The 25,939-nt window shown below is 33.7% G+C and carries 19 protein-coding genes and 2 pseudogenes; 10 read left to right on the forward strand and 11 right to left on the reverse strand.

Translation table 4 applies throughout. The features are described 5' to 3' along the window. Positions 1-19 precede the first annotated feature (19 nt). From GOQ20_RS02280 to GOQ20_RS04615, 9 genes and pseudogenes are all read left to right on the forward strand, one after another. Entirely contained in the window at positions 20-886 is an 867-nt protein-coding gene (locus GOQ20_RS02280; RefSeq protein ID WP_167845242.1) for an MSC_0622 family F1-like ATPase gamma subunit, read from the forward strand. Beyond that, positions 879-1,352, forward strand: a complete 474-nt coding sequence (locus GOQ20_RS02285; protein WP_167845243.1) for an MSC_0621 family F1-like ATPase epsilon subunit — start codon at positions 879-881, stop codon at positions 1,350-1,352. The genes GOQ20_RS02280 and GOQ20_RS02285 overlap by 8 nt, the downstream gene beginning before the upstream one ends. Further along, positions 1,352-3,559 carry an MSC_0620 family F1-like ATPase-associated subunit gene (locus GOQ20_RS02290; protein ID WP_167845244.1) on the forward strand — a complete coding sequence of 736 codons (2,208 nt, stop codon included), beginning with the start codon at positions 1,352-1,354 and terminating at the stop codon, positions 3,557-3,559. Before GOQ20_RS02285 ends, GOQ20_RS02290 begins: the two co-directional genes overlap by 1 nt. Then, positions 3,559-5,088 (forward strand): MSC_0619 family F1-like ATPase alpha subunit, encoded by a 1,530-nt coding sequence (locus tag GOQ20_RS02295; RefSeq protein WP_167845245.1) that lies wholly within the window; start codon positions 3,559-3,561, stop codon positions 5,086-5,088. The genes GOQ20_RS02290 and GOQ20_RS02295 overlap by 1 nt, the downstream gene beginning before the upstream one ends. Beyond that, entirely contained in the window at positions 5,088-6,455 is a 1,368-nt protein-coding gene (locus tag GOQ20_RS02300; protein ID WP_167845246.1) for an MSC_0618 family F1-like ATPase beta subunit, read from the forward strand. Before GOQ20_RS02295 ends, GOQ20_RS02300 begins: the two co-directional genes overlap by 1 nt. A 3-nt stretch (positions 6,456-6,458) precedes the next feature. Further along, the gene (gene mip / locus GOQ20_RS02305; RefSeq protein WP_167845247.1) at positions 6,459-8,756 is read left to right on the forward strand and encodes an Ig-specific serine endopeptidase MIP; all 2,298 of its coding nucleotides are present in this window, start codon (positions 6,459-6,461) and stop codon (positions 8,754-8,756) included. 7 nt (positions 8,757-8,763) lie between these two features. After that, positions 8,764-11,136 (forward strand): MIP family Ig-specific serine endopeptidase, encoded by a 2,373-nt coding sequence (locus GOQ20_RS02310; RefSeq protein ID WP_167845248.1) that lies wholly within the window; start codon positions 8,764-8,766, stop codon positions 11,134-11,136. A 250-nt stretch (positions 11,137-11,386) separates the two neighbouring features. Beyond that, positions 11,387-11,920: pseudogene (locus GOQ20_RS04670) on the forward strand (ATP-binding protein). Between the two features lie 5 nt (positions 11,921-11,925). Continuing rightward, positions 11,926-12,588, forward strand: a complete 663-nt coding sequence (locus GOQ20_RS04615) for an ATP-binding protein (RefSeq protein WP_198911690.1) — start codon at positions 11,926-11,928, stop codon at positions 12,586-12,588. 256 nt (positions 12,589-12,844) lie between these two features. Here the strand turns inward: GOQ20_RS04615 and GOQ20_RS02320 are convergent, their stop codons facing one another. The 4 genes from GOQ20_RS02320 to GOQ20_RS02335 form a co-directional block, all read right to left on the reverse strand. After that, positions 12,845-14,062 (reverse strand): tyrosine-type recombinase/integrase, encoded by a 1,218-nt coding sequence (locus GOQ20_RS02320; RefSeq protein ID WP_167845249.1) that lies wholly within the window; start codon positions 14,060-14,062, stop codon positions 12,845-12,847. Between the two features lie 81 nt (positions 14,063-14,143). Further along, a complete protein-coding gene (locus GOQ20_RS02325; RefSeq protein WP_443093814.1) occupies positions 14,144-14,428 on the reverse strand; it encodes an excisionase in 285 nt (94 codons plus the stop codon). Positions 14,429-14,807: 379 nt separating this feature from the next. After that, positions 14,808-15,038 (reverse strand): helix-turn-helix domain-containing protein, encoded by a 231-nt coding sequence (locus tag GOQ20_RS02330; protein ID WP_000857133.1) that lies wholly within the window; start codon positions 15,036-15,038, stop codon positions 14,808-14,810. Then, the gene (locus GOQ20_RS02335; protein ID WP_167845250.1) at positions 14,996-15,457 is read right to left on the reverse strand and encodes a sigma-70 family RNA polymerase sigma factor; all 462 of its coding nucleotides are present in this window, start codon (positions 15,455-15,457) and stop codon (positions 14,996-14,998) included. The genes GOQ20_RS02330 and GOQ20_RS02335 overlap by 43 nt, the downstream gene beginning before the upstream one ends. Positions 15,458-15,960: 503 nt before the next feature. Between GOQ20_RS02335 and GOQ20_RS02340 the strand changes: the two genes are divergently transcribed. Next, positions 15,961-16,314, forward strand: a complete 354-nt coding sequence (locus GOQ20_RS02340; protein ID WP_001227347.1) for a helix-turn-helix transcriptional regulator — start codon at positions 15,961-15,963, stop codon at positions 16,312-16,314. A 59-nt stretch (positions 16,315-16,373) separates the two neighbouring features. On the opposite strand, the gene GOQ20_RS02345 is transcribed toward GOQ20_RS02340, so the two are convergent. The 7 genes and pseudogenes from GOQ20_RS02345 to GOQ20_RS02380 all read right to left on the reverse strand — a co-directional run bounded on the left by GOQ20_RS02345 (position 16,374) and on the right by GOQ20_RS02380 (position 25,886). Beyond that, positions 16,374-16,541 (reverse strand): cysteine-rich KTR domain-containing protein, encoded by a 168-nt coding sequence (locus GOQ20_RS02345; RefSeq protein ID WP_000336323.1) that lies wholly within the window; start codon positions 16,539-16,541, stop codon positions 16,374-16,376. A gap of 118 nt (positions 16,542-16,659) precedes the next feature. Continuing rightward, on the reverse strand, positions 16,660-18,579 hold the full coding sequence (gene tet(M) / locus GOQ20_RS02350) for a tetracycline resistance ribosomal protection protein Tet(M) (protein WP_167845601.1): 1,920 nt from the start codon (positions 18,577-18,579) through the stop codon (positions 16,660-16,662). Positions 18,580-18,609: 30 nt separating this feature from the next. Beyond that, a pseudogene (locus tag GOQ20_RS04905) lies at positions 18,610-18,681 on the reverse strand (hypothetical protein); the annotation flags it as partial. Positions 18,682-18,954: 273 nt separating this feature from the next. Continuing rightward, on the reverse strand, positions 18,955-19,872 hold the full coding sequence (locus GOQ20_RS02360; RefSeq protein WP_000975335.1) for a conjugal transfer protein: 918 nt from the start codon (positions 19,870-19,872) through the stop codon (positions 18,955-18,957). Beyond that, positions 19,872-20,888, reverse strand: coding sequence for a bifunctional lytic transglycosylase/C40 family peptidase (locus GOQ20_RS02365; RefSeq protein WP_004026779.1), 1,017 nt, complete (start codon positions 20,886-20,888; stop codon positions 19,872-19,874). The genes GOQ20_RS02360 and GOQ20_RS02365 overlap by 1 nt, the downstream gene beginning before the upstream one ends. Next, entirely contained in the window at positions 20,870-25,510 is a 4,641-nt protein-coding gene (locus GOQ20_RS04910) for a CD3337/EF1877 family mobilome membrane protein (protein WP_443093815.1), read from the reverse strand. The genes GOQ20_RS02365 and GOQ20_RS04910 overlap by 19 nt, the downstream gene beginning before the upstream one ends. After that, positions 25,494-25,886, reverse strand: coding sequence for a conjugal transfer protein (locus GOQ20_RS02380; protein ID WP_000723888.1), 393 nt, complete (start codon positions 25,884-25,886; stop codon positions 25,494-25,496). Before GOQ20_RS02380 ends, GOQ20_RS04910 begins: the two co-directional genes overlap by 17 nt. Positions 25,887-25,939: the final 53 nt, after the last annotated feature.

Below are 25,939 nucleotides of genomic sequence, written 5' to 3' on the forward strand. Positions count from 1 at the left end.
TGTTAGTTTATCCAAATTAATGAAAATCGTTGAATCAAAGAAAAATATTACTTTGATTGACATTTTAAAATTATCAAAAAGAATCAGTATTTATTATGAAAGGGCAATTCAATCAAAAGATATTGTGCAAACACTTTTAGAAGATCACAATGTTGATTCCCCACTTTTAGATTTTAGTGCTCTTGTGTCGGAAAAAAGCTTTTTTAACAAGTTTAAAAAAGTCGCAGCTAAAAAAACCATTTGAGTTTATGTAACTGAAGAAGAAAAATATTCAACTAACTCATACTTTAAACACGAAAAATCACTTCAAGAATTTTTCAAAGAAGGTGATTTAATGATTGCTATTGGAGCTAGAGCAATTAATTTTGCTACCCAAAACGGTTATCCAATTCTTTTTAAATCAGAAACTAATGATTTAGATCGCCTTGCTAACACCCTTCCAGCTTTAATCGAAAGTTACTATCAAAATTATGGATTCCATAACCTTAGATTTGTGCTTAACTCATCAAAAGTTAAAAATTCATATTTAGATGTGCTTCCAATGGAAACGTTGAATTTTAACTTAAATGTTAAAAATCTTGATTTAGAAGCAACTATTGATATTAAGAAAATGAATATCTACCCAGATATTAAAGAATTTATTGAAACTGAAATGATTGCTTATCTTACTTACATTTTCTATACTTTGCTTAATGAATCAGCTTTAATTTACTTAAAATACAAACTTGTTGCTCAAAACCAAAAAATTAACGATCTTGAGAAAAAATTCAAACAAACTAAGCTTTATATGCTTAGAGGAAAACGTGAATTAGAAATTGAAGAACTTTCTCTTTTAAGTAAGAAAAAAGACTTGCTACATGAAAAAGGAGAAACAGTTAATGAATAAAATTACATTAAAATTTGTCTCTGAATCTTTTGAAGTTTCAAAAATGCAAATTACCAAATTAGAAATCAACAACGATCTAAAAGATTACTGAGTGACATTTAAACCAAATTCAGTAGCAAGTTTAAGAAAAGGATTTTTAAAAATCACTTTTAAAGATGAATCTAGCTCAAAAGAAAAAGTTCGCTATTTAATTTTAAATAATCCATTTTTGATTTATTTAGATAATCAAATCGAACTTAGATACAAAGGTAAATTACAATTTTACATCCACCAAAGTTTTGACAAAGCAAGCTTAAAAACAATGATTAAACAACTCAAAGAGAAAAAGAATCAACTTAATTTAATTAAGGCTTACCAAGAAAATAATATACATTTTTATGACAGCTTTGAAGCTTCTAAATTAAATGATGAAATTTTCTATCAAAGCGCAGTTCTTAACTTTGAACTTATCAAGGAGGAAAAATAATGAAATGCAAAAAAACTAAATTATTTTTAGGTTCATTAGCTCCAGTTGTTATTTTTCCTACTATTTTAAGTCTTTCAGCCACTGGTGAAGCTGGAGCTAATGGTAATAATCCTTCAGATCCAAATGCCCCAAGCGAACCAACTTTAGATCCAAAATTTGATACTTTCGGTGATGAAGTTAATAAAATTACTAAAAGCAAGCTTTCAACATTAATTGATGATAAGATTTTAGAATTTAGAAGAAAAGCTCAAGATCTTGTTAAAACTTCAGCTGCTTCTTCAAATGATATTATCAAAGGAATTTACCTTCAAAAAGTTGCTGATTATTTAGAAAATAATCGTGACAAAATTTTAGAAAACCCAACAGAATATGGTTTAAATATTGTTTATCCAAAAATCATTTCGTTAAATAAAGATCTTTACACAACTACTGTCATTTATGAGGGAAATGAATATACCAACATTAAATTTGGACTTACAGCTTCATATCCTTCAGATGAAATTATCCCAAGTGCAACTGAAGACAAAAGTCTTAATACAACAGATTTAAGCACTCTTAGAGAGAAAACTTATACCTATTATGATAATTTAACTTCAGAATTTGAAGATGTTTTTGCTAATGCTAAAGACATTCCAACACTTGCATCTAAAGAAAGTGGAAACGATAATAATAGAGATATTACAAAAATTTCTTATGATTCTGATCATAATGGAATTAACATTTCACTTCCAGAAGGATACAAATCGTGAGATGAATATATCCGTTCAAAAGTTGTTAAACGTTTTACAGCTTTTGACTTACTTCAAAACTCTAGTGACGAAGAAGAAGAGCAAGATGATCCATATCCACCTATTACTGATGAAGAAAAGCCGAATGATCCGCTTGAAGAATCAGAGCTTAGATTCGTACCTCAACTTCCCCCAATTCTTAAATATGAATTCTTTGATTTATACAAAGACAAAATTCAAAGTGAATCTAAATATCAAGAATTAGTATCTGAAAGTTCAAAAGATATCAATCGTTTTAATAACAGTTTTTACTTTGATAACCCAATTTTCACAAGATATGAATATAAAATCGAATCATTAGCAATTGAAAATATTACAGAAAATTCTGTTTCTAAATCTGTTTTAGTAGCTAATGTAAAAATTATTGATTCATTAAATGTTGGTAATACACGTATATATAAAACTACTTTTGAAATACCAGCAGATAAAGAAACATCTTTAAGTAGAGAAGCTGCAAGAAACTTAATTGCTGCCACATACAAAAGATTTTATGATTCCCTTGGAATTGGTGAAAGAATTCAAATTAAAAGACTTGGAAACAAAAGTTTAGTTACAACTGTTTACAATATGATTGTTGCTTCAAATAATTTAATTAAACCATCAGAAGCAAATGATAAATTTGAAACTAAATATTTTGACTTAATTAAAAAATACAAGTATCTTCAATACAATCTTGTAGGCGAAAATCGTAAGAACATTCTTCCTGAAGGAGAATATCGGAGAGAACTTCTTAACCTATTTTTAGGTTCTCTAGATCGTTTAACATTTAGTGTTAATAAATCAGAATTAAACAATAACCAAAGTGCAACTGGATATGGATACTTTGAATATTTAGTAGTAACATACAAAAAACTTGCTTTAAAACTTAAAGAAATTATGGATGAAACAAGAATGAGCATTGTTAAGTCAAACTTTAAAGCATTTAATTTAGACTTAAATGTTTTAGAACAAGGGTTTAAAACACTTAATGATGATTTAGATCTTATTAGTGGAGTTGTAAATTCAAGCAGCTTTAGTATTGAGAAAAAATTTGATCATTATGTAAATATTTTGGATCAGCTCCAAAAAACACTTGTAAATCTTAGTATTTTAACTACTAAAGAATCACTTGATCCAGAACAAACAAAAAGTGATGGAGATAACCCAAGCAAAAAATTTGTGAAAGCTTATAATGAGTTAAACGAGACTAAAGCAATTGCTAAAGAAACTAAAAAAACAACTACATCTCAAGTTATTGGTGGTATTTTTAGTTTCATTGGTCTTGTCTCTTTAATTAGCTGAGCTATCTTAAAATTATCAAAAAATAAAAAAATCAAATTAAGTAGAAAAAACAGCATTATCTTACTTAGTGTATCTACTTTAACTTTCATATTAGGAATTACTTTAATTATCCTAAGCTTAATCGGAGGAATTTTATAATGAAAAAACCAATTATTACAGCGATATTTGACTATGTCGTAGAGTTAAGTGGAAAATTTAATTATGCACAAAATCAAATTTTCCAGCTTAAAAATGAAAAGCAAAATACACAAATGATGCTTATTTCTGCTACTGAAAATCGTGCTTTTTGTCTTGCTAACCAAGGTCTTAGTGAAGTTGTGATTGGATCTGAAGTTGAACCAATTCCTTTTAGTGATGTAGTTAAGACTCCAAGCGATATTTATGGAAAAATCATCAACATTAATGGAGATATTCTTTATCCTGCGTCAGCAAAATACTCAGGAACATATTTAGAAGCAAGCCACAACATTTTTAATAGCAATAACACCCTTTTAGATTATGAGCCACTTAAAGAACAACTTTACACAGGGTACATTAACATCGATTTACTTATTCCAATTGGTAAAGGTCAAAGAGAACTTATCATCGGAGATCGTAAAACCGGAAAAACCCACATTGCTTTAAATACTATTATTAACCAAAAAGACCGTAATATAAAGTGTGTTTATGTTGCAATTGGTCAACAACAATCACAAATTGCTGCTGTGTATAAAATCTTAAAAGAACATGGAGCAATGGATTATACCGTTATCATTGATGCTTCTTCATCAAATCCATATGAACAATTTTTAGCTCCTTATGTTGGAATGGCACACGCTGAAAATATTTCAATGAATGATGATGTGTTAATCATTTTTGATAATTTAACTAACCACGCTAATGTTGTGCGTGAAGTTGCTTTATTAATTAACAAACCAGTTGGGAAAGAAGCTTTCCCTGGTGATATGTTCTACAACCACTCAAAATTACTTGAAAGAAGTGGGAAATTTAGAAACAGAAAATCAATTACAGCACTTCCAATTATTCAAACAGTTGAAAATGACATTACTTCATTAATTGCTTCAAACGTTATTTCAATTACTGACGGCCAAATCGTTACAAATAGTGAACTTTTTGCTCTTGGTAAAATCCCTGCTGTTGATATTGATTTATCAGTTAGCCGGATTGGTGGAAATGTCCAAAAATCATACATTGCTCGTGTAGCTTCTGAAATTGGAAAATTATATAAATCATACAAAAGACAAATTAAACTTGCATCATTAAAATACGATTTAAATGATGACATTAGCCAACTTATTTCAAATGGTACTTTAGCTGAAACAATGTTTATCCAAAAAGGAATTTCTAGCTATTCTGAAAAAACAATGTTTTTAACTTCTAAATTAATTACTTGAGGAACTTTAATTGGAGTTAAAGACATTCAACTTGCTTTAAAATTTGTTAACTTATTTATTGAAAAAGATAGCCTTGCTAAAGAAATTTTTAACAACCTTATTAACAATAAACAAAGAAGTGATTCACTTGCTAAAAACTTCTTTAAATTTGCTTTAAATGAATTTTCAAAATTTAATAATTTAAATTGAAACATTCAAGTTAGTGAAAGTTTTGCACCACTTGATAAACAAATTCTTGTTTCAATTTCAAATGAAATTAAGGAGAGTAAATAATGAGTGCAAAAATTACTAAAATCTGATCTGATGTTGTTGAAGTAACTTTTAAAGATGAAGTGCTTCCAAAAATTAATCACGTTTTAACTACAGCTGATAATTCATCATCACTTCTTGTTAAAAAGATCATTAATGATTCACAACTTTTAGCTATTATTGTTGAAAGTAATGAAAATTTAGTTATTAACCAAGAAATTATTTCAACTGGAAAATCATTTATGGTACCAGTTGGTGCAAAATCCAAAGGGCAAATTTTCAATATTTTAGGAAAATCGTTAACAAGTGATAAAAAAGATTTCACTTTTGTTGAGATGGACTCTACCATTGTTAATAATTCAGATTATTCATTTGAACCAGTTATTTTAGAAACTGGAATTAAAGCTATTGACTTTTTCATTCCAATTTTAAAAGGAGCTAAAGTTGGTATTTTTGGTGGAGCTGGAGTTGGTAAAACAGTTTTAATGAAAGAGATGATTTTCAACCTTTCAAAAAACCAAGAACGAACTTCATCAATTTTCATTGGTGCTGGTGAGCGTTCAAGAGAAGGGGTTGAACTTTACAATGATCTTAAAGAATCTAACTTAATGGATAGCTCAAGTATGTATATTGCTCAAATGAATGAACGTGCTGGAGCTAGAATGTCAATTGTACCAATTGGAATTACAGCTGCTGAATACTTAAGAGATAAAAATAAAGAAAATGTTCTTTTATTTATCGACAACATTTTCCGTTTCTTACAAGCTGGAAGTGAAACTTCAGTTTCTCTTGATAAAAAAACCTCAATTGGTGGATATCAAGCGACTTTAAATACTGATATTTCACAAGTTGAAAATAGACTTTTCAGCAATGAAAATGGAGCTATTACTAGCTTCCAAACTGTCTTTTTACCAATGGATGACCTTTCAGATCCTTCCGCTGTTGCTGTTTTTAGCCACCTTAATGGTTCACTTGTGCTTTCTCGTGATGTAGCTTCTAAAAACATTTATCCAGCTTTTGATCCACTTGAATCAACTTCAAGTAGCGTGGATCCAACTATCATAGGTCAAAGACATTATGATGCTATCATGGCAACTAAAAAAATCTTACAAAGATATAAAGAACTTGAAGATGTTATCTTAATTTTAGGGATTGACGAGCTTGATGATGAATCAAAAATCATTGTTAAGAAAACCTTACAACTTCAAAACTTCTTTTCACAATACTTCTTCATGACTGAACATTTCACTCATGAAAGTGGTGTTTATGTGCCGCTTAAAGAAACTATTTCTTCAGTTGAAAGAATTTTAAGCGGTGAATTTTTAGATGTACCAGCTGAAAAATTCTTATACATTAAATCTATAGATGACATTTCTAATATTAAGGAGTAATTTATGAAAAAATCAATTTCATCAAAACTTCTTTTGTTACTTTTAGGAATGCCTTTGGTAGCTTTATCAGGTAGCTGTACAGAGCAACAAAGCGCTAAACCCAAACCTAAACCACAAAATCCAGGTGGAGAGCTTGTTGATCCTTCAAATGGTGGAAATTCTGAATCAGATGGAAAGGCTATTGTATATGAAGATCATGGCAACATGACTGGACCTGGTCTTTCAAATCAAACTAATCCACAAACTGGTAAATTAGAAATTCCAAATCCTACTATTTTACCTAAATACGAAAATGCTTTTGGTTTTAATGATAATACTCTTGAGTATCCAAACCCTGATCAAATTGGTCTTACAAATTACAATAAATATGAAAATATTTATTTAAAAGAACTTATAAATCACTTAAATATCGATAGCTATATGCCTGAATATGAAAAGTATGATCCAAGCTTTATTTCTAATTTTAATAACAAATCTAAAGAAACTTATCAGCCATTTTTTAGGGATGCTTTCTTGAAAAACTTTTCAGTTCCAGATCCAACTAATTCATTCTTGATTTTAAACCCATTACGTCACGATCTTAAACGTGCATATTATGATTCATATGCTAATGACCGTGGAAAACCAAGATATTTAGCTAATGAGCATTATAAAAATGCTGCTTTAGAAACTTTTGAGATTAAGTTTAATAACGTTAACACAGTAATTCAAAAAGGTAAAAGCGGAGACTTTAGAGGTCAATCAGAAGGTAGATTATTTAACGGAACTGGTTGAATTTTAGATTACGTACCAACTGAAGATGGCTCATATCCAACAAAATGATACATTGCAACAAACTTGCACGTTGTTATGCCTTTTAGAAAAGCAAACGCAAGTGGTGAGCCATATAGCAACCCTGCAAAAAACGCAGAAGAAGCTGAAAATTTAAGAAAATGAAATGTTCGTTATAATCAGATGCAAGAAGAATATGAAGCAGCTAAATTAAAAATGGAAGAAATTAAGCTTAAAACAGGTGAAAGTAGTAATGAATACCAAGCTTTACTCAATAAATATACCATTCCTGAAAATGCAACTCCTTCAGAATGAATTATTGAATATAACGAAGTTATTAAAGCTAAAAAAGCTGCTGAAGCTGAAGTGTGTGGAGAAACAGTTTCAATTACTTTAAACAAATTTAGAACTGATGTTCCTTTAAGAAGAGAACTTTCTCCTAATGATTGAGATCCTAGAATTGATTCACTCACTATTTTCCCAAATCAAGTAAAAATTGTTTATGCAGCAACTGACTTTTTAAACCAAAGTCCAAAAGATTATTTATCTTCAAATGATCCAAATTATAATTATGAAGAAATGGTTGATTTTGCTATTTTAGAAATTGATTTTGCAAAACAGCCAATTGATGAATGAGAAAAATCACTTGGATATAATCAAGTGGTAGCTGATGGAACAAAAACTTTCTTTAAAGTAGAAAGTGTTCAAAAATTAGCTGAAGATATGACTAATGATTATGCTGGTTCAAGAAGTTCGCTTAATTCAAAAATGGCTAACTACGATGTTTTAACTGATTATGACAGACTTGCTAGCGAAAAAGTTACGGTTCGTGATGGTGATGAAGAAAAAGAGGTAAGCAAAATCAACGTTAACTTTGTTGCTGTTGGATTCCCAAGAAGTGACACCGATTATGATTTAAATACTTCTTCTCTTGAAATGGACCAAAACCCACTTTATACAGCAAGTTTATGAACAAATAAACCTAGATCAAATGATAAAGGTGTAGTTGAATATGGACATTCGCTTTCTAAAAACTTTGCTTTTAGAAACTTTGTTAATAAACCAGGGGTTACTGATTTAACTATTACTTTACCTATTTTTAACCGTCAAAAAAATGAACCATTTAGCGTTGAAGTTTTTAGAGATCCAAAATCAAGCTACCAAAAAGATAAATATATTACTTATGGGCTTGGTTATATCCTTACCAATTGACAACCTATGGGTGGATCAAGTGGTAGTGCAATTAGAGATATTGATGGCAATATTTTAGCTGTTAACTTTGCCGGTGGTGATTCATTTGGTAATACTTTAATTAACCTTTCGCAAGCACTTAGAAGTAATGGTTATGATTATCAAGGTCAATATGGAAGATATAATCTTGAACAATATGACCTTATTTATGGTGGTGGTCAAAAACAAAAAACTTCATACCGTCAAGCTCTTGAAAAACTTTACGGTTCTAACTTTAAAACGAACTTATTCCCACAAGGAACAAGTGTAATTCCAGATAAATATAAATTCACTAAATAGGAGAGATATGAAATTTTTAAAACTGTCAAAAAAAATTGCATCATCAATTTTAGTTGTCGCTCCTATGCCGCTTATTTTAACTTCTTGTTATTCAACTGTTAATGAAGATAATTTAGATCATTCTGAAGATGCTTCAGTTTCATCAGCAATTGAAGTGCAAGTTAGTAAGTTAAAAGAACAAATTGTAGAAATTAGAACTCAAATTAACGAAGAAATTCAAAACTATAAATCTATCAATGATTCATGAGATTCAAAGGAAAAAGAACGCCAAAATATCTTAAGTCAAATTAGTGATGTTGAATCTCAATTAAGGCTTTCAAAAAGTAAATATGAAACACTTCAAAGTTATCTTAAAACAGAAATAGATAAGTTAGAAAAAGATAGCTCATTTAAAGCAAATGCTGCAGCAAAAGAACTGTTAAAAATAATTAAAGCAAATATTGATTTAACTGAAGAGGATTATGCAACAATTAATAATCTTAGCTTAGCTGAGAAAGTAAAAAGTGTTTATGAACTTAGTGCTCAGGTAAGAGATTCTCGTAGAAATATTGCACTCAAAGAAGGTGAACTTCAAACACTAAAAGAAGCATATAACAAAACAGAAGATTCAATTGTTTTAGATTATTACAACCTTAGCAATATTTGAATTAACACAGTTAAAAATATTAATGAAATTCGAAGAAAAGAGCTGGCTTTAAAAACTTTAAATAACCAAAGTGTTCTTAGTGGAAAAGACTCAAATTCTTTTGTTTTACAATTAAGAAATCTTGATCCTTTACCTACATTACCAGGAGATATTTCGCCAAGTGAACCAATTGAAGTTCCTGAAATTCCTCCAATTGTTAATCCAATTGACCCAGGTAATGAGCCTGAAGATGGAAGACCAATTGAAGTTCCTGAAGTGCCTGAAATCCCAATCAATTTCCCTTGATTAAAACAGGATTGATCAAAATTTAACAAGTATCCTTCTGAAGAGTTTATGGCTAAATTTGAGCCTTTAAAATCTCAAGCAAGAAAAGAATGAATGTATGAAGAAATTTGAAAAAGAACTTTTTCATTTAAATATAAAATTCAGGAAAAAGAAGGTTCAATGCCATTTGAGCCTGTAACAGGAACATCTTGAATTATCGACTACCACAAATATACAAATGCTCCAAATAAATACAAAATATTTATGGCAACAAACTTACACGTTTTAGAGTTTTTTGGAAATGCTGGAGAAAAAGCTACTGATTTAAATTATCAAGATCCTGCTGGTTTTAAAGTGGTAGATTTTGCTCTTGGAAAAACTGAGAGACAACCTGAATGAAACGATATTCCAAATAATTCATGAAAAGATAATTTATCCAAAAAAGGTTCAAACGTTATTTTTAGATACGGAAGTTCTAGCGGAATTTCAGCTCCTAAATTAGTTTATGCAGCTATTGACTTTATTAATGATCCACAAGCTTATAATGGTTTAAATCTAGCAGAACAAAAAAATCAGTTTTATACACAAATTGAAGGATTAAAAACCGAAGTTGGAATGGATGCTTATAACAATGCTCGTTCATATGCTGAAAACTTAACAAAAATTCCTTACTATTCAGATTTTGGTATTTTTGAATTTGATGTAGATTTAAATGCTTCAAATATGGATCAAACATTGAAAAGTTGACTTACTGATGCTATTTTTGCATTAGAAGAATATGACGGAAGAAAAACATTGACATCTCCAAATAGAAAATATAATGACATTCCTTTTTTAATTGTGGATTATATGAGTACATGAAAAGAACAATTATCTCAAGGATATAGCGAATATACAGATGTTGCACTTTCAAATGCTAAAGATGTTTATATTGCTGGGTACCCAGTTAACAGAGCTCCTTACTGAATGCAAAATAATCCTACCGAAAGAAATAATGAAAATATAGATTACTTTAAATCACCAAAAAACAAGGATGCATTTGCTTTTTCAAGCAATGATTATAGTTCAAAAATGGAAAGTGGCAATCCATCAGTAAAACGTTTCTGAAACCGTCCTTTCTTAGATTTTTATGGACTTAATTACAATATTAAATTCTCATCACTTTACTATGGTGCTTCAGGTTCTGTAGTGTACAATGAATTTGGTCAAGTAGTTGGTATTTATAGTGGTGTAAGTCAAAACACTAGTTTTGGTGATTTAATGAAACCAAGTAGTTTTACTCCATTAATTCAAGCTACAAATATTGAATTATCAAATGGAAAAATTTCTTATGCATATAATTTAATTGATGGAAGTGATAAAACTAAATATCCTAAACAAACAAATTCTTATCGAGAAAACCTAAGAAAACTTTATCCAAATGGATTTAGTGATGGTTCTAAGAGAACCAAAATTTTCGAGGAATTTTAATAATTTAAACACCTTATTTAATAGGGTGTTTTTATATATCTTTGTTATATAGACGCATCTAGATAGTTACGATTAGGCAAACTCCCTATGTAGTAGAATTTAAAAAAATTGGCATTTTTTAAAAATCACTACACAAATGTAGTAAAAATCAAAAGAAACGCGTTTTTTTAAAATTGACTACACGAAAAAAAGAGTAAGGAGAAAAAAGAAAGAACATATTTTTAAAAGAGAAAAATATTTAAATAAATTAGTGTCAAAAATAGACAATCGTTTAATAAAGATAATAACCGGTATTAGAAGATGTGGAAAATCATATCTTGTTTTTAAATTGTTCAAAAACTATTTATTGTCACATAATTGAAACGAAGAACAAATAATTGAAATTAAATTAGATTTTTTTAGTAATATTAAATACCAAGATCCTAATGAATTTTTAAATTATGTATACTCAAATACTCAAAAAGATTCAAAATACATTCTCCTTGTCGCTGAAATTTAATTATTAGGTAATTTTGTTACTGTTTTAAATGAATTATTTGATAATGAAAAATATGATATTTACATAACTGGTAGTAATTCAAGATTTTTATCTAAAGATATAGAAACTGAATTTAGAGGAAGAGGGGGGACGTTATTAATTTATTCCCACTTTCATTTAAAGAAATTTGAGAAGTTCAAAAAGATAACAAAAGCATTCAAAAAATATGAGAAGAATATTTTTTATTTGGCGGAATACCCCTTGTCAATAAAACGGAAGATGATTATGATAAAGCTGAATACTTAAGAAGATTGTTTAATGAAACTTATATTAAAGATATTATTAAAAGAAATAACTTAACTAAGGCTTTGGTGATTAATCAACTTACTGATGTTGTTGCTTCAAATATTGGTTCTCTCACTAATTTAAGTAAAATATGCAATACTTTTAATAGTGTCAATAAAACAAATGTAACTGCTCATACTTTAAGTAAGTATATTGAATATTTAAATGACTCTTTTTTAATTGAAGAAGTAAATAGGTTTGATATAAAAGGCAGAAAGTATATTAAAAATATTTTTAAATTTTATTTTGTAGATCCAGGTCTAAGAAACGCAAGATTGAATTTTAGACAAAATGAAGAAAATCATATTATGGAAAACATTATTTTTAACGAACTTAAAAATAGAGGGTACAATGTAGATGTTGGTCTTGTGATAAGTAGAAATGCTCAAGAATATAAACAATATGAAGTTGATTTTGTTGCTCAAAAACATAATCAAAAAATTTATGTTCAATCTGCGTTGAATTTAGATGATCCTTCAAAGTTGGCACAAGAAACCAATTCTCTTTTAAGTTTAAATGATTTTTTCAAAAAAATAGTCGTGGTAAAAAATTATTCTAAAACCAGAATTGACCAAAACGGAATTATATATATGGGGTTATTTGATTTTTTATTAAGTGAAGAATTATAGAATAAAACTCAAAATATAATTTGTATTTTGAGTTTTATTATTAAGGTATGCATTTTTTATTAAAAAGAAGTTTTATTCAGTTAAACAAAGTATAAATTTCTAATTATCTTTTTATATTTTCTTAAATGCTCGTAAAGCCTTATTCTATGTGCTTTCGAGTATTTTTACTGTAGGAAGATACTTCACGTTTCTTTGCATATTTCCTCATGTCTTAGCTGTCAGAAGTGGTAAATAAGTAGTAAATTCATTTGTACTACTAAGCAACAAGACGCTCCTGTTGCTTCTCTTTATTCAAGCGTTTCATTTCTGCCATTGCAGAATCGAATGTTGCATGTGCGTAATAGTTCAGCGTCATGGCTATATTAGCATGTCCCATAATGTACTGTAATGCCTTTGGATTCATTCCTGCATTTGCATAGTTGGTACAGAATGTATGTCGCAAACTATGTGGAGTGATGTGTGGCAATTTATCCTCGTTATACTTATTGTATTTCTTAACAAGACCTTTCATCATGCCGTTGTAATCACTTGCCACTTTTGGATAGTTCTTTCTATTAAGAAAGAGGAAATCACTATATCCATCAATCTCAACACGCTTATCATTCTTTCGATTCGCTAACACTCGCTTAAATGCTTGATAGGCTTCTTCAACCATAGGAACTTGACGTTCGCCACTTTTGGTCTTTGGTGTTTCAATGTAGTACCCAATTTCAGTATCTCTCAATAGCTGATGGTCTATATTGACAAGACGATTCTCAAAATCTAAATCTGGAAGTGTCAAACCACCAAACTCTGAAATACGAAGACCTGTTTTTAAGAGTATCAGAATTTCATCATAATTTTTGCTGTAGGTTTTATCAGCTTTTGCAAAGGCTAACAGTTTTTCTTCCTGTTCTTCTGTTAGTACGGTCTTAGGGACAGTATCATCATCAAGAACTGCTTTCAGTTGAAAGTCAAATGGATTCTTCCGAACACAATCATCTTGTATAGCAATATAGAATGAAGCCTTTAAAGAACGTTTGTAGTTATTGATGGTTTGATAAGCATAACCATTTTCACTCATTCTAATAGCCCATTCTTTAGCGTCTGATGGCTTAATACTGTCAATACTTCTTACACCTAACTTGTCTTTCTTCAAAATATCCATAAGATATTTGCGTCCAGTTTCAGTGTTTTTTCTAACCTTTGGTCTTTGAGCGTTCTGTTTTGAGTAAAGCTGGCAGAGTGTCATTTTCTTTCCTACAACATCAATACCATCATGAATGTCTTTCTGTAACTCTGCGATTTTCTCTCTAAGTGAGATACAATCACGCTTTCCTGCTGGTACTCGGTCTGTAGCCACAAGTTTCCACGAGTAAACAAATTGCGGTTCTCCAAATGAATCTATATATTTGTATAAGTATCTTCCGTCTTTTCGTTGGCTCTCTCCAGTCTTTAAGATTCGACCTTTATTGTCACGTCTTTTTTCTGACATGGCATTTGCTCCTTTCCTTTATGGAAAGAGCCTTGATACGACTTAATACTATTTTATCATATACAAGACCCTTTGGCGACGCTAGATTGCGTCCAATGTATCTATAATTTTTTCAAATTGTTTTCGTTTAATCTGAATACGATCGCCATTCATAATCAGCCAATTTGCATTTTTATTTTCCTCTGCCAAGCGTCGTAGCTTGTTTTCGCCAATACGAAAATATTTTGACGCTTCTTCAATGGTTAGGGTATAACGTTCCCAAATAGGAATGTCAGTCTGCTTCATAAAATCCTCCTTTCCAAATCACTTATTTGGATTTCATAAAAGTTGTTTTACCAGCAATCGAACAGCTTTAGCAAAGCTCACGGGAGTTCCACCCCTGCATGGTTCTCATGTAGCCATACTCATTGCCTGCGACGGTTTTATCACGCTCGGACTATTGACTGTATGGGAGTATCATTATCACGATAAGAATGTCGTTGCAGGCAATCCTGCTAAAGATTGCTTCTCGGATCACTAACATGAATCGCTCGCTATCTTTATAAGATAGGTCATGGCGGTTAGTTCCGTTGGCTCTTTTCTTATCGAAACGTATTCGATTACTTTTATTCAGTTTTCAAAGAACAATGGCTCGTTAGCCTATCAAAACACATTGAAAGCTCAATATGCTTTGGTGGAATAACAAACCTCCCTGTTCGGGAAGCGTGGAATGGTTTAGCACGCTTCCACGAAAGGAGAGAGGATATTACTTAATTTCAAATGACAAAATCTTTGTAATCAGTCTGGTTTCCATTCTTCCACGTAAGACTTCATCAACGACCATACTTTGATTGCCATATTCATCTTTCATAAGTCGTAGGGAACGCTTCGTTATGTACCCTCTGTAATGATGTAGAATCTGGTTAATCGCTTCGGTATCGCCATCTGTTGCCTTTACAATGAGAGGAAAGGGAATCATAGGATATTGTGTTTTCATTCTTCAAATTCCTCCATAAACTTTTTAATTAAGGCTAGTCCACTGGTTCTATGCCGATAGACAGTAGAACGGTTCAATTTCAACAGGTCTGCAATTTCTGAATCGCTCATGTCCATAAAGTAAAACAGCAGTAGAATTTCACGTTTCTTGTCTGGCAACTCACGTAATGCTTCACTCAACAAATCATTTTCAACGCCTATTGATAACCCATTGAGTGTAAAAATCTGAAAGTCAGTTGAATAGTTATCTGTTGTCGCAAACTGGCTAACAAGATAATCGCCAACATCCGAAAAGGACACCTCACGCTTTGCAATCCTTGAAAGATAAAGCATATAATTCTTTCGCTCGTCTTCCATAGCACGTTTACAGATATAGTCAAACTGATTTTCTATTGTGGTCTGAAAAGAAGATGGTTTCATGTTTCTCACCCCCTTTCTGTCTAGGAAAGGAAGTGAGCCTTGCTCGTTTATCTCCTTTCACTCTTAGTCCCAATGTGAAAGGGGGATTTGTTGCATTACTGATAAATAAACTTTGTAAAAAAGTTCTGAATAGCCAAAAAAGCATATAAACAGATTTATTTCTCTGTTTACATGCTTCTGTTATTCTATCTATATGATTTATAAAACCACATTGGTGGACGTACTTATCTATTGCAGATAGACGACTTTTTTTGACAAGAACCCAATGTAAGGAAATTTATTGTATATGATGTACTTCATGGCGACGTTGACCTCCAACAAACCGCCATTTGGAAGTAATATACAATATTTTAACAGCGTAAATAGCACTACCATATAACGGTTTTTTTATTGGCGTTTAGTAGTGCTTTTTATTAAATATAAACCTATAAACCATATAACACGTTTTTCTATACCTGTTTTTAATTCAGTAGGAACAATAAAATGTATAGAGGTGGTCTACTATGCGTAAAAAAGAAGATAAATATGATTTTAGAGCCTTTGGTTTAGCCATTAAAGAAGCTCGATTGAAACGAGGTTTAACTCGTGAACAAGTGGGAGCATTGATTGAAATTGACCCACGGTACTTAACTAATATTGAAAATAAAGGGCAACACCCCAGCATACAAGTTCTTTATGACCTTGTATCGTTACTTCATGTTTCCGTTGATGAATTTTTCTTACCTGCTAATAACTTGGTAAAAAGCACCCGACGATTACAGATAGAGAAATACATGGATAGCTTTACAGACAAAGAACTATCCTTAATGGAATCTTTAGCCAGCGGTATCAACGAAGCAAGAAACATCGAAGACTAATTAAAAGAATCCATACATAACGGAAAGAGCCGATAAAATGAGATTGTATTAATCTCATTTTATCGGCTCTGCGTCTTTGCGTCTGGCTCTGTAATCACAGTTACTTTGAACTGCTTTATTTCAATTAAATTTTCTTGTCTGCATTTCGGACAATAGAGGGGGAATTTTTTTAATTCAGTATCTTCCCTTATCTTTAATCGTGTTTTATTTCCACATACAGGACACAATATCCACTTGTAGTTTATAATAACTATCTCCTCCTTTACACTTTAATTCAAATCTTTATTAAAAAATATTTCATCTTATTTAACAAGAAACCATATTTATATAACAACATAAAATACACTAAGTTATTTTATTGAACATATATCGTACTTTATCTATCCGACTATTTGGACGACGGGGCTGGCAAACAGGTTCACCGGTAGTAACATGGTACCCTTTTAACTCTGTTAAACAAACACTACGTCCATTTGTAAAGAAAGCTAAATCACTACGATATTCTTGAATACACCGAGCAGGGATTTCTCCACTAAGAATGACCTCATTATTTTTCAATTGAGTGTCTACGATGTTCGCACAATATTTAGGAGCATCGTTGTATGCTCGTGAAAGATATTCCTGTGGCGCATAAATTTTAAAACTAAGATATGGCTCTAACAATTCTGTTCCAGCTTTTTTTAAGACTTGTTCCAATACAATAGGAGCAAGCATCCGAAAATCTGCTGGGGTACTAACAGGGCTATAGTATAAGCCATACTTAAAACAGATTTTACAGTCCGTCACATTCCAACCATACAATCCTTGTTCACAGCCATAGCGTATCCCTTCCATAACTGCATTTTGAAATGATTGATTTAAGTATCCAAGAGAAACCGAGCTCTCATACTGCATTCCACTTCCCAACGGAAGCGGTGATACAGATAAACCAATGGAAGCCCAGAAAGGATTTGGCGGCACTTCGATGTGAATGGTATATTCTGCATTTTTTAACGGTCTCTCCATATAAATGACTGTAGGCTCTTTTAGTTCTATCTCCACATGATACTTTTCTTGCAACAGTGCACTAATCACTTCCATTTGTACTTTCCCTAAGAAAGAAAGTATAATTTCATGTGTCGTAGAATCCACGTAATATCGTAGAAGCGGATCACTATCTGAGATTTCCAAAAGGGCATCAAGCAACATTTCTCTCTGTTCAGGTTTACTCGGTTCAACAGTTGTTTGTAGTAGAGGGTGCGGATTTTCAATCTTTTTTCTCTGTGGCAATAGTTTTGTATCTCCAAGAACACTATTTAACTTCAAAAACTCATTTTGCAAAATAACAATTTCTCCAGAATAAGCTCTATCAATCTTACATAATTCACCATTTATTGAAGTATACATTTCTGTAATTTTTATTTTTTCCTTTTCCGATATTCTAACCGAATCTCGCAAATGCAGTACGCCACTATAAAGACGTATATATGCAAGACGCTGTCTTTTTTCCGAATACTCAATTTTGAAAACTTTTCCGCAAAGTTCAGACTGACCTCGATGTGTTGATGAATAAAATTTATTCGTAATCACTTCTATAAGGTTATCAATCCCTATATTGTTTTTTGCACTTCCGTGATAAACAGGGAACAGAGAACAATTCTGAAATCTTATGCTTTCCTCTTGTTCGAGTTCCAATGCTTCTAATGATTTACCGGACATATATTTCTCTAAAAGGTCATCGTTTCCCTCTATTACCGTATCCCATTGTTCAGATTCGGTAAAGTTCGTCACACACATATTAGGATACAGTTCTACCTTCTGTTTGATTACAATTTCGGCAGAAAGTTTCTCTTTAATATCCTGATAAACCGTTGATAAATCAATTCCATTTTGGTCAATCTTATTGATAAAAAAGATTGTGGGAATCCCCATTTTCCTAAGTGCATGAAATAATATACGAGTTTGTGCTTGTACGCCATCTTTTGCAGAAATCAGTAGAATTGCCCCATCTAAAACTGATAATGAACGATATACTTCTGCTAAGAAATCCATATGTCCTGGCGTGTCTATGATGTTCACCTTCATATTTTCCCACTGAAAAGAGGTTATTCCTGTCTGAATTGTAATTCCTCTCTGACGTTCTAAAAGCGTATTATCCGTCCTCGTTGTACCTTTGTCCACGCTTCCTAATTCTGTAATCGCTCCACTGTTATATAATAAGCTTTCTGTTAAGGTAGTTTTTCCTGCATCAACATGAGCTAAAATTCCAATATTAATAATTTTCATGTGATTTTCCTCCATTCAAAAACCCAAAAGGGCATAAAAATCCCAGTGATAAATACTCTTATCACTGGGATTTTTATACATAACCATAGGCATACAAAGCATACAGATATTCTCCGGATACTTTAGAATCACATGATAAAGGTATTCTTAAACTGGGTACAAAAAACTAAGCCCTCCTAAAAAAGGACATCCAATTATTTGTTCACACTATCAAATTGACAGTTTATTTAAGAATACCTTGCCGCATATTTATTAACTCCTTTTAAATAGATACTTAAATAATAGCACATAAGAGCATATTTGTAAAGGAATCTCCAATTTTTTTCAAAGAGAGTACGTGATTACAAAATAGCTGTAATAATGTACCAATATTTGTTATTCTATAATCTTCCAATTACTCCCGTTCTTTTCAAGTACCAAATCAAATTGAGATACCTGCGTTGCTTTGGTCTGCTGGTCGATATACTCCACTGTCAGCGATACCGTGACTTGATTATCCTTACGATTGTGAATAGGATTTACCAGTTCTTGAAAGATGTACTCTTTTCCGATTGGTTTTAATATCCCGTCATTCACATAGTAGGAAAGTTCACTGGCTGTCGCTGTAGGATAGAGCTTGAAGAACGTCGTTAAAAACTCATTGATTTCATTGGTTGTAATGGAATCAACCGTCCCCTCACTTTCAATGGCTTTTGGTTTATAACTTGATTTCTTAGGTATGTTGGTAATGGTCGGATTCTTAACCAGTACCATATTTCCAGAACCATCTACATAGACACTCACTATATAAGCAGAGTGGACGGTCTTTGTATTTTCTCCCTCTGTAATGAGCTGGTCTACACTGTAGGTTACATTAAACTCATTGTCGCCAGTTGGCTCTACCGTCCATATCTGAAATCCTCTTACAGAAGACGATACAGGAATATCTTTGCGTACTGTATCAACATTGAGAGCTTGAAGTTCATCTGTCAGATAGCCTTTTAGACTTTCCATTCGATTATCAATGGACTTATCGGATTGCTCCCATGAATAGTAGACTTTCGCAAAGTTCTCTACAAAATTTTCTACATGATGAGTATCAACGTATTCCTTTTCTATGATAGTTGTTTCGTGAATAGTATGAGTATCTATAGCTGTAAAGTGCTTGAATATCGCAAAGCTGAAACTAAGCCCTAAAAGTACCCACAAGGCAATCACAACCTTTTTATGAGGATTGACCTTATAGTAGACACGAGGTTTCTTTTCCTTTGGTATCTGTTTTTCTTTATTCTGATTTTTTCTAAATTTCATCATTAAATCTTCCTTTCTCATTGTTTGATTCGTCCTGCTCCCACTAAATGCTGTTGCCAGTAGGGGCTTGTTAAGTCGGCATAACCGATTGGGTCGCCTGCATGAAACATACGGTTATTGCCAAGGTATATCCCAACATGAGTAATATAAGAGCCAGCGTTATAGGTAGAATGAAAGAAAACCAAATCGCCAGCTTGTGCTTCCGATAGTGGGATATGCTGGGTCACATCATATTGCTGTTGTGCGGTTCGTGGTAAGTTAATTCCAGCTTTTCCATACGTCCATTGTGTCAGTCCGCTACAATCAAAAGAAGTAGTCGGGGAAGCTCCACCGTAAACGTATCGCCAGCCCTCATATTTCAGTGCTTCGTCCATGATGGCTTGTACCGTATCATCATCAAACTCTGTTGTGACAAGATACTGCGTTACCAGTTGCACATAAAACATATTGCCATAGTTGTATCGCCAGCCCCCATTGATAGGTATGGCTATGGGATTGGGGTAAGACACTTTTTCGCCACCTGAATACTCTTTTGAGAAACTTTGAGCCAGTTCAAAGGTATATTTATTTCCACGATTAGCCACATACCCTAAGAAACCACCACCATAATTGTAGGACTGGATAACCGATTCTAAATCTACACTGAGCCTTTCGCTACTGGCTAATAATTCACTGAAATACTTCACACCTTGCTTAATGGATTCTTCTGTACTCAATGAATTAGGTGGAAGACCGAGGGATTCCGAGGACTGCATAACATCTTCCGCAGTACCGCCCGATTCCACCTGTATAATCGCAAGAAGTATGTTGACATATTCTTCAACGCCATATTCTTTGGCATATTTTTCTACCATAGGCTTATGAGCCAGCACTTCTGCGGAAACATTCACACCTCCATAATGAATATTGGAAATTCCGCTGTCCTGTTCATCTGAAAATAAAATGGCAACAAACAGAAGCAGTGAGAAGACCATCAAGAATAATCCAGAACCACCAATCACTAAAGTTTTCAACTTCATGGTTTCTTACCGACTTTCTTAATGGTGGCGGTTTTGATTGGTGGTCTACTTCTTGTATTTTGTAGTGGTACTCTTTGAACAGTAGACGGACGTTCTTTTGTGATTGGACGTTGTGAAGTTCTATCTGCTGTAGTGGTTGAAGTTGCTGGCTTTTGAACGGTTTTTTCTTGAACGGTATTGCCTTGGCGTTCCACTTTTGGACTTGAAAAATCGGACTTAACTGCTGGACGCTCTTGTTTGGCTTGTTGAGATTCCTTATATGAAGTCTGAATATTAGACTGTTTTGAGGTCTGTTCATCATGATATTGTTCTTGTCTTGTAGTCGGTCTTTCATGAACAGAAGAAGCAGGCTGTTTTTTCTGTTTGACCTGTTCCATTTCAGAGCGACGCTTCGCAATGGTTTTTCGCCTTTGTTCCTGCTGTTCCTTGCGTCCACTGGCTCTGTCCGCTTTGGTTTGAGAAATACTACTGGTTAAATCACGGACATTCTCTTTTACTTTGGATTTTCCTTGATATACTGCATATCTTGCATTGGTCGGCAAATCTTTAACCTGTTCTTTCAAACCACTAGCAGTGTCTACCATTCTGTCTTTGGTATCAGCTACTGTACCGATGGTTTGACCGATACGTTTTCCGAGTGTTGATTTTTCCTTTCCGTCTGGTCGGGAGTGATCTGCTTGTGTCCTTGCAGAACTCCCCGAACCCGACTGTCCTTTTTTACCTGTAACAATGGCAGACCCAGCCCCTAGAGTAGTCATGGAACGTCCAAGTTTCCGCTGTAGACGGTGCATGTGAGCGTGCATAAGCATACGAGGTTTTCTCATCACACGACTTCCCACACTTTGAGAATCGTTACTCTGTAGAGAAAACATACTCATTAAATCGCCCAGCTTGAAGTAGATTCCTGCAAAGGTCACAATCTGTAGAAAAGCAATCAAAAAGAACGGATAACCAGCCGATAAGGTATAGAGCATGGTTGAAATACTAAATGCTGTCGTAATAATCAATGTGATTCCAGCTCGTGTCAAAATGGTATTAAAGAGCTTTGTTATGGCTCGTTTTGACATACCATCAAATGATGGAATCATGCTTAAAATAAAGCTCACAGGCAGAAACATAGCATAGATGATAAAAAGTACCTGCGAGAAAATCATGATTCCTGTTAATAGGAATACAAATATGGAAATCCCAATATTGAAGACAAATAGGAAGAAGACTGTACCTAAACGGTTAATGGTCTTTGTAATGGTTAGATTGGTATTGCTTCTGTCTTCAATTTCTTCCGCAACAATTTTTTCTCTGTCTTCGCCATTGTTGGAATCTGGGCTGGTGGAGAGCAGGCTTTCCACACGGTCAATACCGATACTTTCAATGTCTGAACTGTTGTATTGAAGCAGTAGCCACGGTTGCTGAACCTGTATGGAAAACAGGCTATCTCTGATTAAGTCCACGCTGTCCTTGCCTTGACTATCGGAATGGGGCATGACAATCTTCGTGCCAAGTGATAAACTGGCATTACTGATGTCTGATGAAAAGTCATTGATTTTTTTAATGTAGTCGGGAGCGTAGGCAATAAAGGAAGCCGATAGGATAAACACCAGCACAAAATTCATAATGGCATGAATTGCCTTTGTGGTTTCTCTCTTTATCAGTCCCGTATAGGCAACATAAACCCCAAGAACCAAAATCAAGAGTAAGAGGAATCCAACATAGAAACCCTCTGTTGAAAATCCGTTTGCACTCACACCAGCTAAGGTCTGCATATTCTTACCAATGGAATCTGCTGTAGCGGAAATGAAGTCTAAGGAATAGGCTTCCTGTACTAAGTAACCTGTCGCATTGGAAACATACAAACTGATTGTCCAAATAAAATTGGTAATGGCATATAGTCCATACATGACCTGTTTTCCAATCCCGTCCGACCAGTTCCACGGAAGCCAGCCCCAGCTATTATCCACATAAAAATCCAGTTGATAGTTTTCAAGTGGGTATCGGCTGTATTCATTTGCCACATTGACCGTATCATCTACCAAGCCCGCAGCTTGAACCACCGTTCCCAGCATGGCTAAAAGAAAAATGGCAATCACAAGTGTGAAAGCCACTGTCATTGCCACTTTACCTAGACGTTTCAGCGTCCAGTTTGATTTTATTCTGTTTACTATTGATGGTTTCACATTTACACCTCTTTTCGCACAGGTGGTCTGGTATCAAAGGCATGGAGCAGTTCTTCAAATACAGGGTGGAACTGTATCACACCGACACGACCATATAAATCACTGATAAGGCATTGCCCGTTTTCCAAATCACGCAATCGCTTCTGATTGTTTTCGTCCTCTGGGTCTACACCAAAAAGCTAAGGTCTTTTTAATTTCGTTAAGGTCAGTGGAACGAAATGCAAATTTTAAGCCGAGGTTATTTTTCAGTTTTTCATCTAAGAGGTCGTCTGTATTTTGGGTCACGAAATATACCCCAGCGTTCATAGCACGACCAGCCCGAACCAGCTTCATAGATAGTGTTTTTCCTTGTGCTACCTGTAAAAAGCTCCATGCTTCGTCTAAATCTACAATCTTGAAAATGCTTCGGTCTGTATGGATAAAGTCTAAAGCAAAGGTACTAATGACAATCAGCATAGCAACGGATAAAAGCTCCATAGTGGTATATTCCTCAAAGGAAGTTTCCTTGTCGGGAAGTACCAAGTCCGCAACCTGTATAATGTTCAGTTGTTTTTCTAAGCTGATAGACTGCTCCACATAACCATTACTGAATAATAAATGTGCAAAGTCATAGTCTGTAAAACTTTCGATATGGTCGGCTATACTGGTACTTAGTGGCGTATTCTCAACCCGTAATTCCTCAATCACTTTCATCAACCCTCGTACTTCACTATTGGTTACTGCACGAATGGCTTTTCTAAGGATTGGGAAGCGTTCCCCATCACGAGAGGAAATCCCCGTAAGGAATGTCAGAATATCAATAGCCAGTGATTCAGAATCTTTGGGATTTTTCATAATCACATAAGGGTCAAGTAAGCCTTTGTTTTTCTCATCAGAAGTCAGAGTGACGATATTGATTTCATAGGAAATCTCTGGCAAGGTTTCTTTCCATCTGCCACGTTCTGCTTTTGGGTCTACAATCACTGCTTGTGCCCCATAAAGCACCGCATAATAGACGATAAGGTTATTCGCAAAGGATTTACCACCACCCAGCGAACCAACAAAAGCCGACGCTAACGCATTGGTTACTGAACCCTTAACCCCTTGACTGGCAAGAGCAGGTTTCAGATAGACATTGCGTCCAGTATCTAAGCTGTAGCCAACATAAATCCCCTCATTTTCCCCCAGCATTTGAGTAGCACCAAAACCTAAACCAGCGAGGAAATCAGAGGTCACGTATTGAATATAATCATTCATATAACGCTTGCTGGCAGGTAAAAATTCTTCATGTAAGCCGAGCATATCCCTAAATGGTCGTACCAGTTTTACGCTTAAATCGTCATAAAAATCTTTCACTTCATTACAACGACGTTTGAGTTCGTCAAGATCATTTGCTGATACCCTTACCACATAAGACAGCTTGTACATAGATTCCTTGCTTTGGTCTAAATTGGTTTCCAGCTCATTCACACTTTCCAGAGCTTCCGCCACATTGGAGCTGGTTTCATTATCACTTTGCCAAGCGTGGTTATCCAAGTCTTTCAGTTCTTTCTTTTTATTGCGGACAGTAGATAGGGCTTTACGATTCGCTACAATTTCCACATTCATTGACGTATCAATCGGGAATGTAAATTGCTGTTGCTGGTAGTAGAAGATTTCAGAGGACGGGAAGTCCAGTTCTCCGACAATGCTGTTAATGGTAAAGTAAGCTACATAGACGGTTTCATCTTCCTGCTGGATTTTCAAATATCGCTGTTTTTCTTCCACCAAACAGCGAGTAGGCTTAATCAAGTCATAGTATTTAATCAGCGTTTCATTATCCAGCTTTTTCTTTGATAGATGGTACTCATACTCTTCATAGGCAGTGCCTGTCTGTCCGTAAAGGTGTTCAATCAGATAGCCGAAGTCGTCCTTATCTAACCTGCGGATTTTGAAACGACGAGAGATTTTATTTTCTAAGAGCTTTTCCATCTTCTGAAAACGCAGGATTTCATCATTACTCATACTAACAAAATCGCCCATCAGCTTATGGTTCACATCATAGACAAAATCAGACAAAGCATTTTTTGCTTCAACGGTAAGACTTTTCATAGAAAACTCCTGATCGTTGAGAAGCAACTTAAAGCCGATAAAGAAACGGTAGTTCACTTGATTTTCGCCAATCATGGATATTAAAGCGTCTGTCTGTTGGTCGATTTTGTCATAGGCAACCGCTTTGAGCTTGCCAGTGACTTCATTTTTGGAACGCTCTTGTGCAGAACGTATGCTGGATTCTGTACTGATTTGTAAAGCATGAATTTTGCCATCACGATTTTGTACGATAAGCTGTCTGAAAGAATCATGCACTTGTATTTTCTGTTCTGGACTTAGAAATGAGTAATTGTAAGGAACAAGCTCATAGTAAGCATAACATTCCCCGTCTTTATTCCAGACGAGATTGTTTTCAATGTATTTAATTGGATATGCCATAAAATTCACTCCTAACTGCTGTAATGGCTTCTTGTGGCTGGTTTCTGCCAAGCGTTACTTTTTTTCCTGCATAGGTCAGCTTTGGTCGCAGTGCATAAGCAATGACAGACTTCAAAAATCCATAAGGCTTTTTACCATCAAAAGTTTTTGTAGACATAAACCATGTGAAAGCCACAGGAATCCCAAAGTATTTGAGAAATGCTCCCTCTATCATGGAAAGAGGGGGCAAGTTGCCAAGTATCATCACTGCAAAGAGTGACACGACAAACCATGTCATTTGCGTAAAGGTTATGGGAAACGGAAGTCTAAAATCATTGATAGAATACAGTACCTTTTCCACAGACCAGATACTGGTATAGCTTCGTATTTTCTTCATGTAATCAATCCTTTCATAAAAAATAGGGGTAGCTGATTGAGCCACCCCGTAAA

Origin of the sequence: Mycoplasmopsis gallinacea, assembly GCF_012220205.1 — a bacterium.
Taxonomy (GTDB): Bacteria; Bacillota_I; Bacilli_A; order Mycoplasmatales; family Metamycoplasmataceae; genus Mycoplasmopsis; species Mycoplasmopsis gallinacea_A.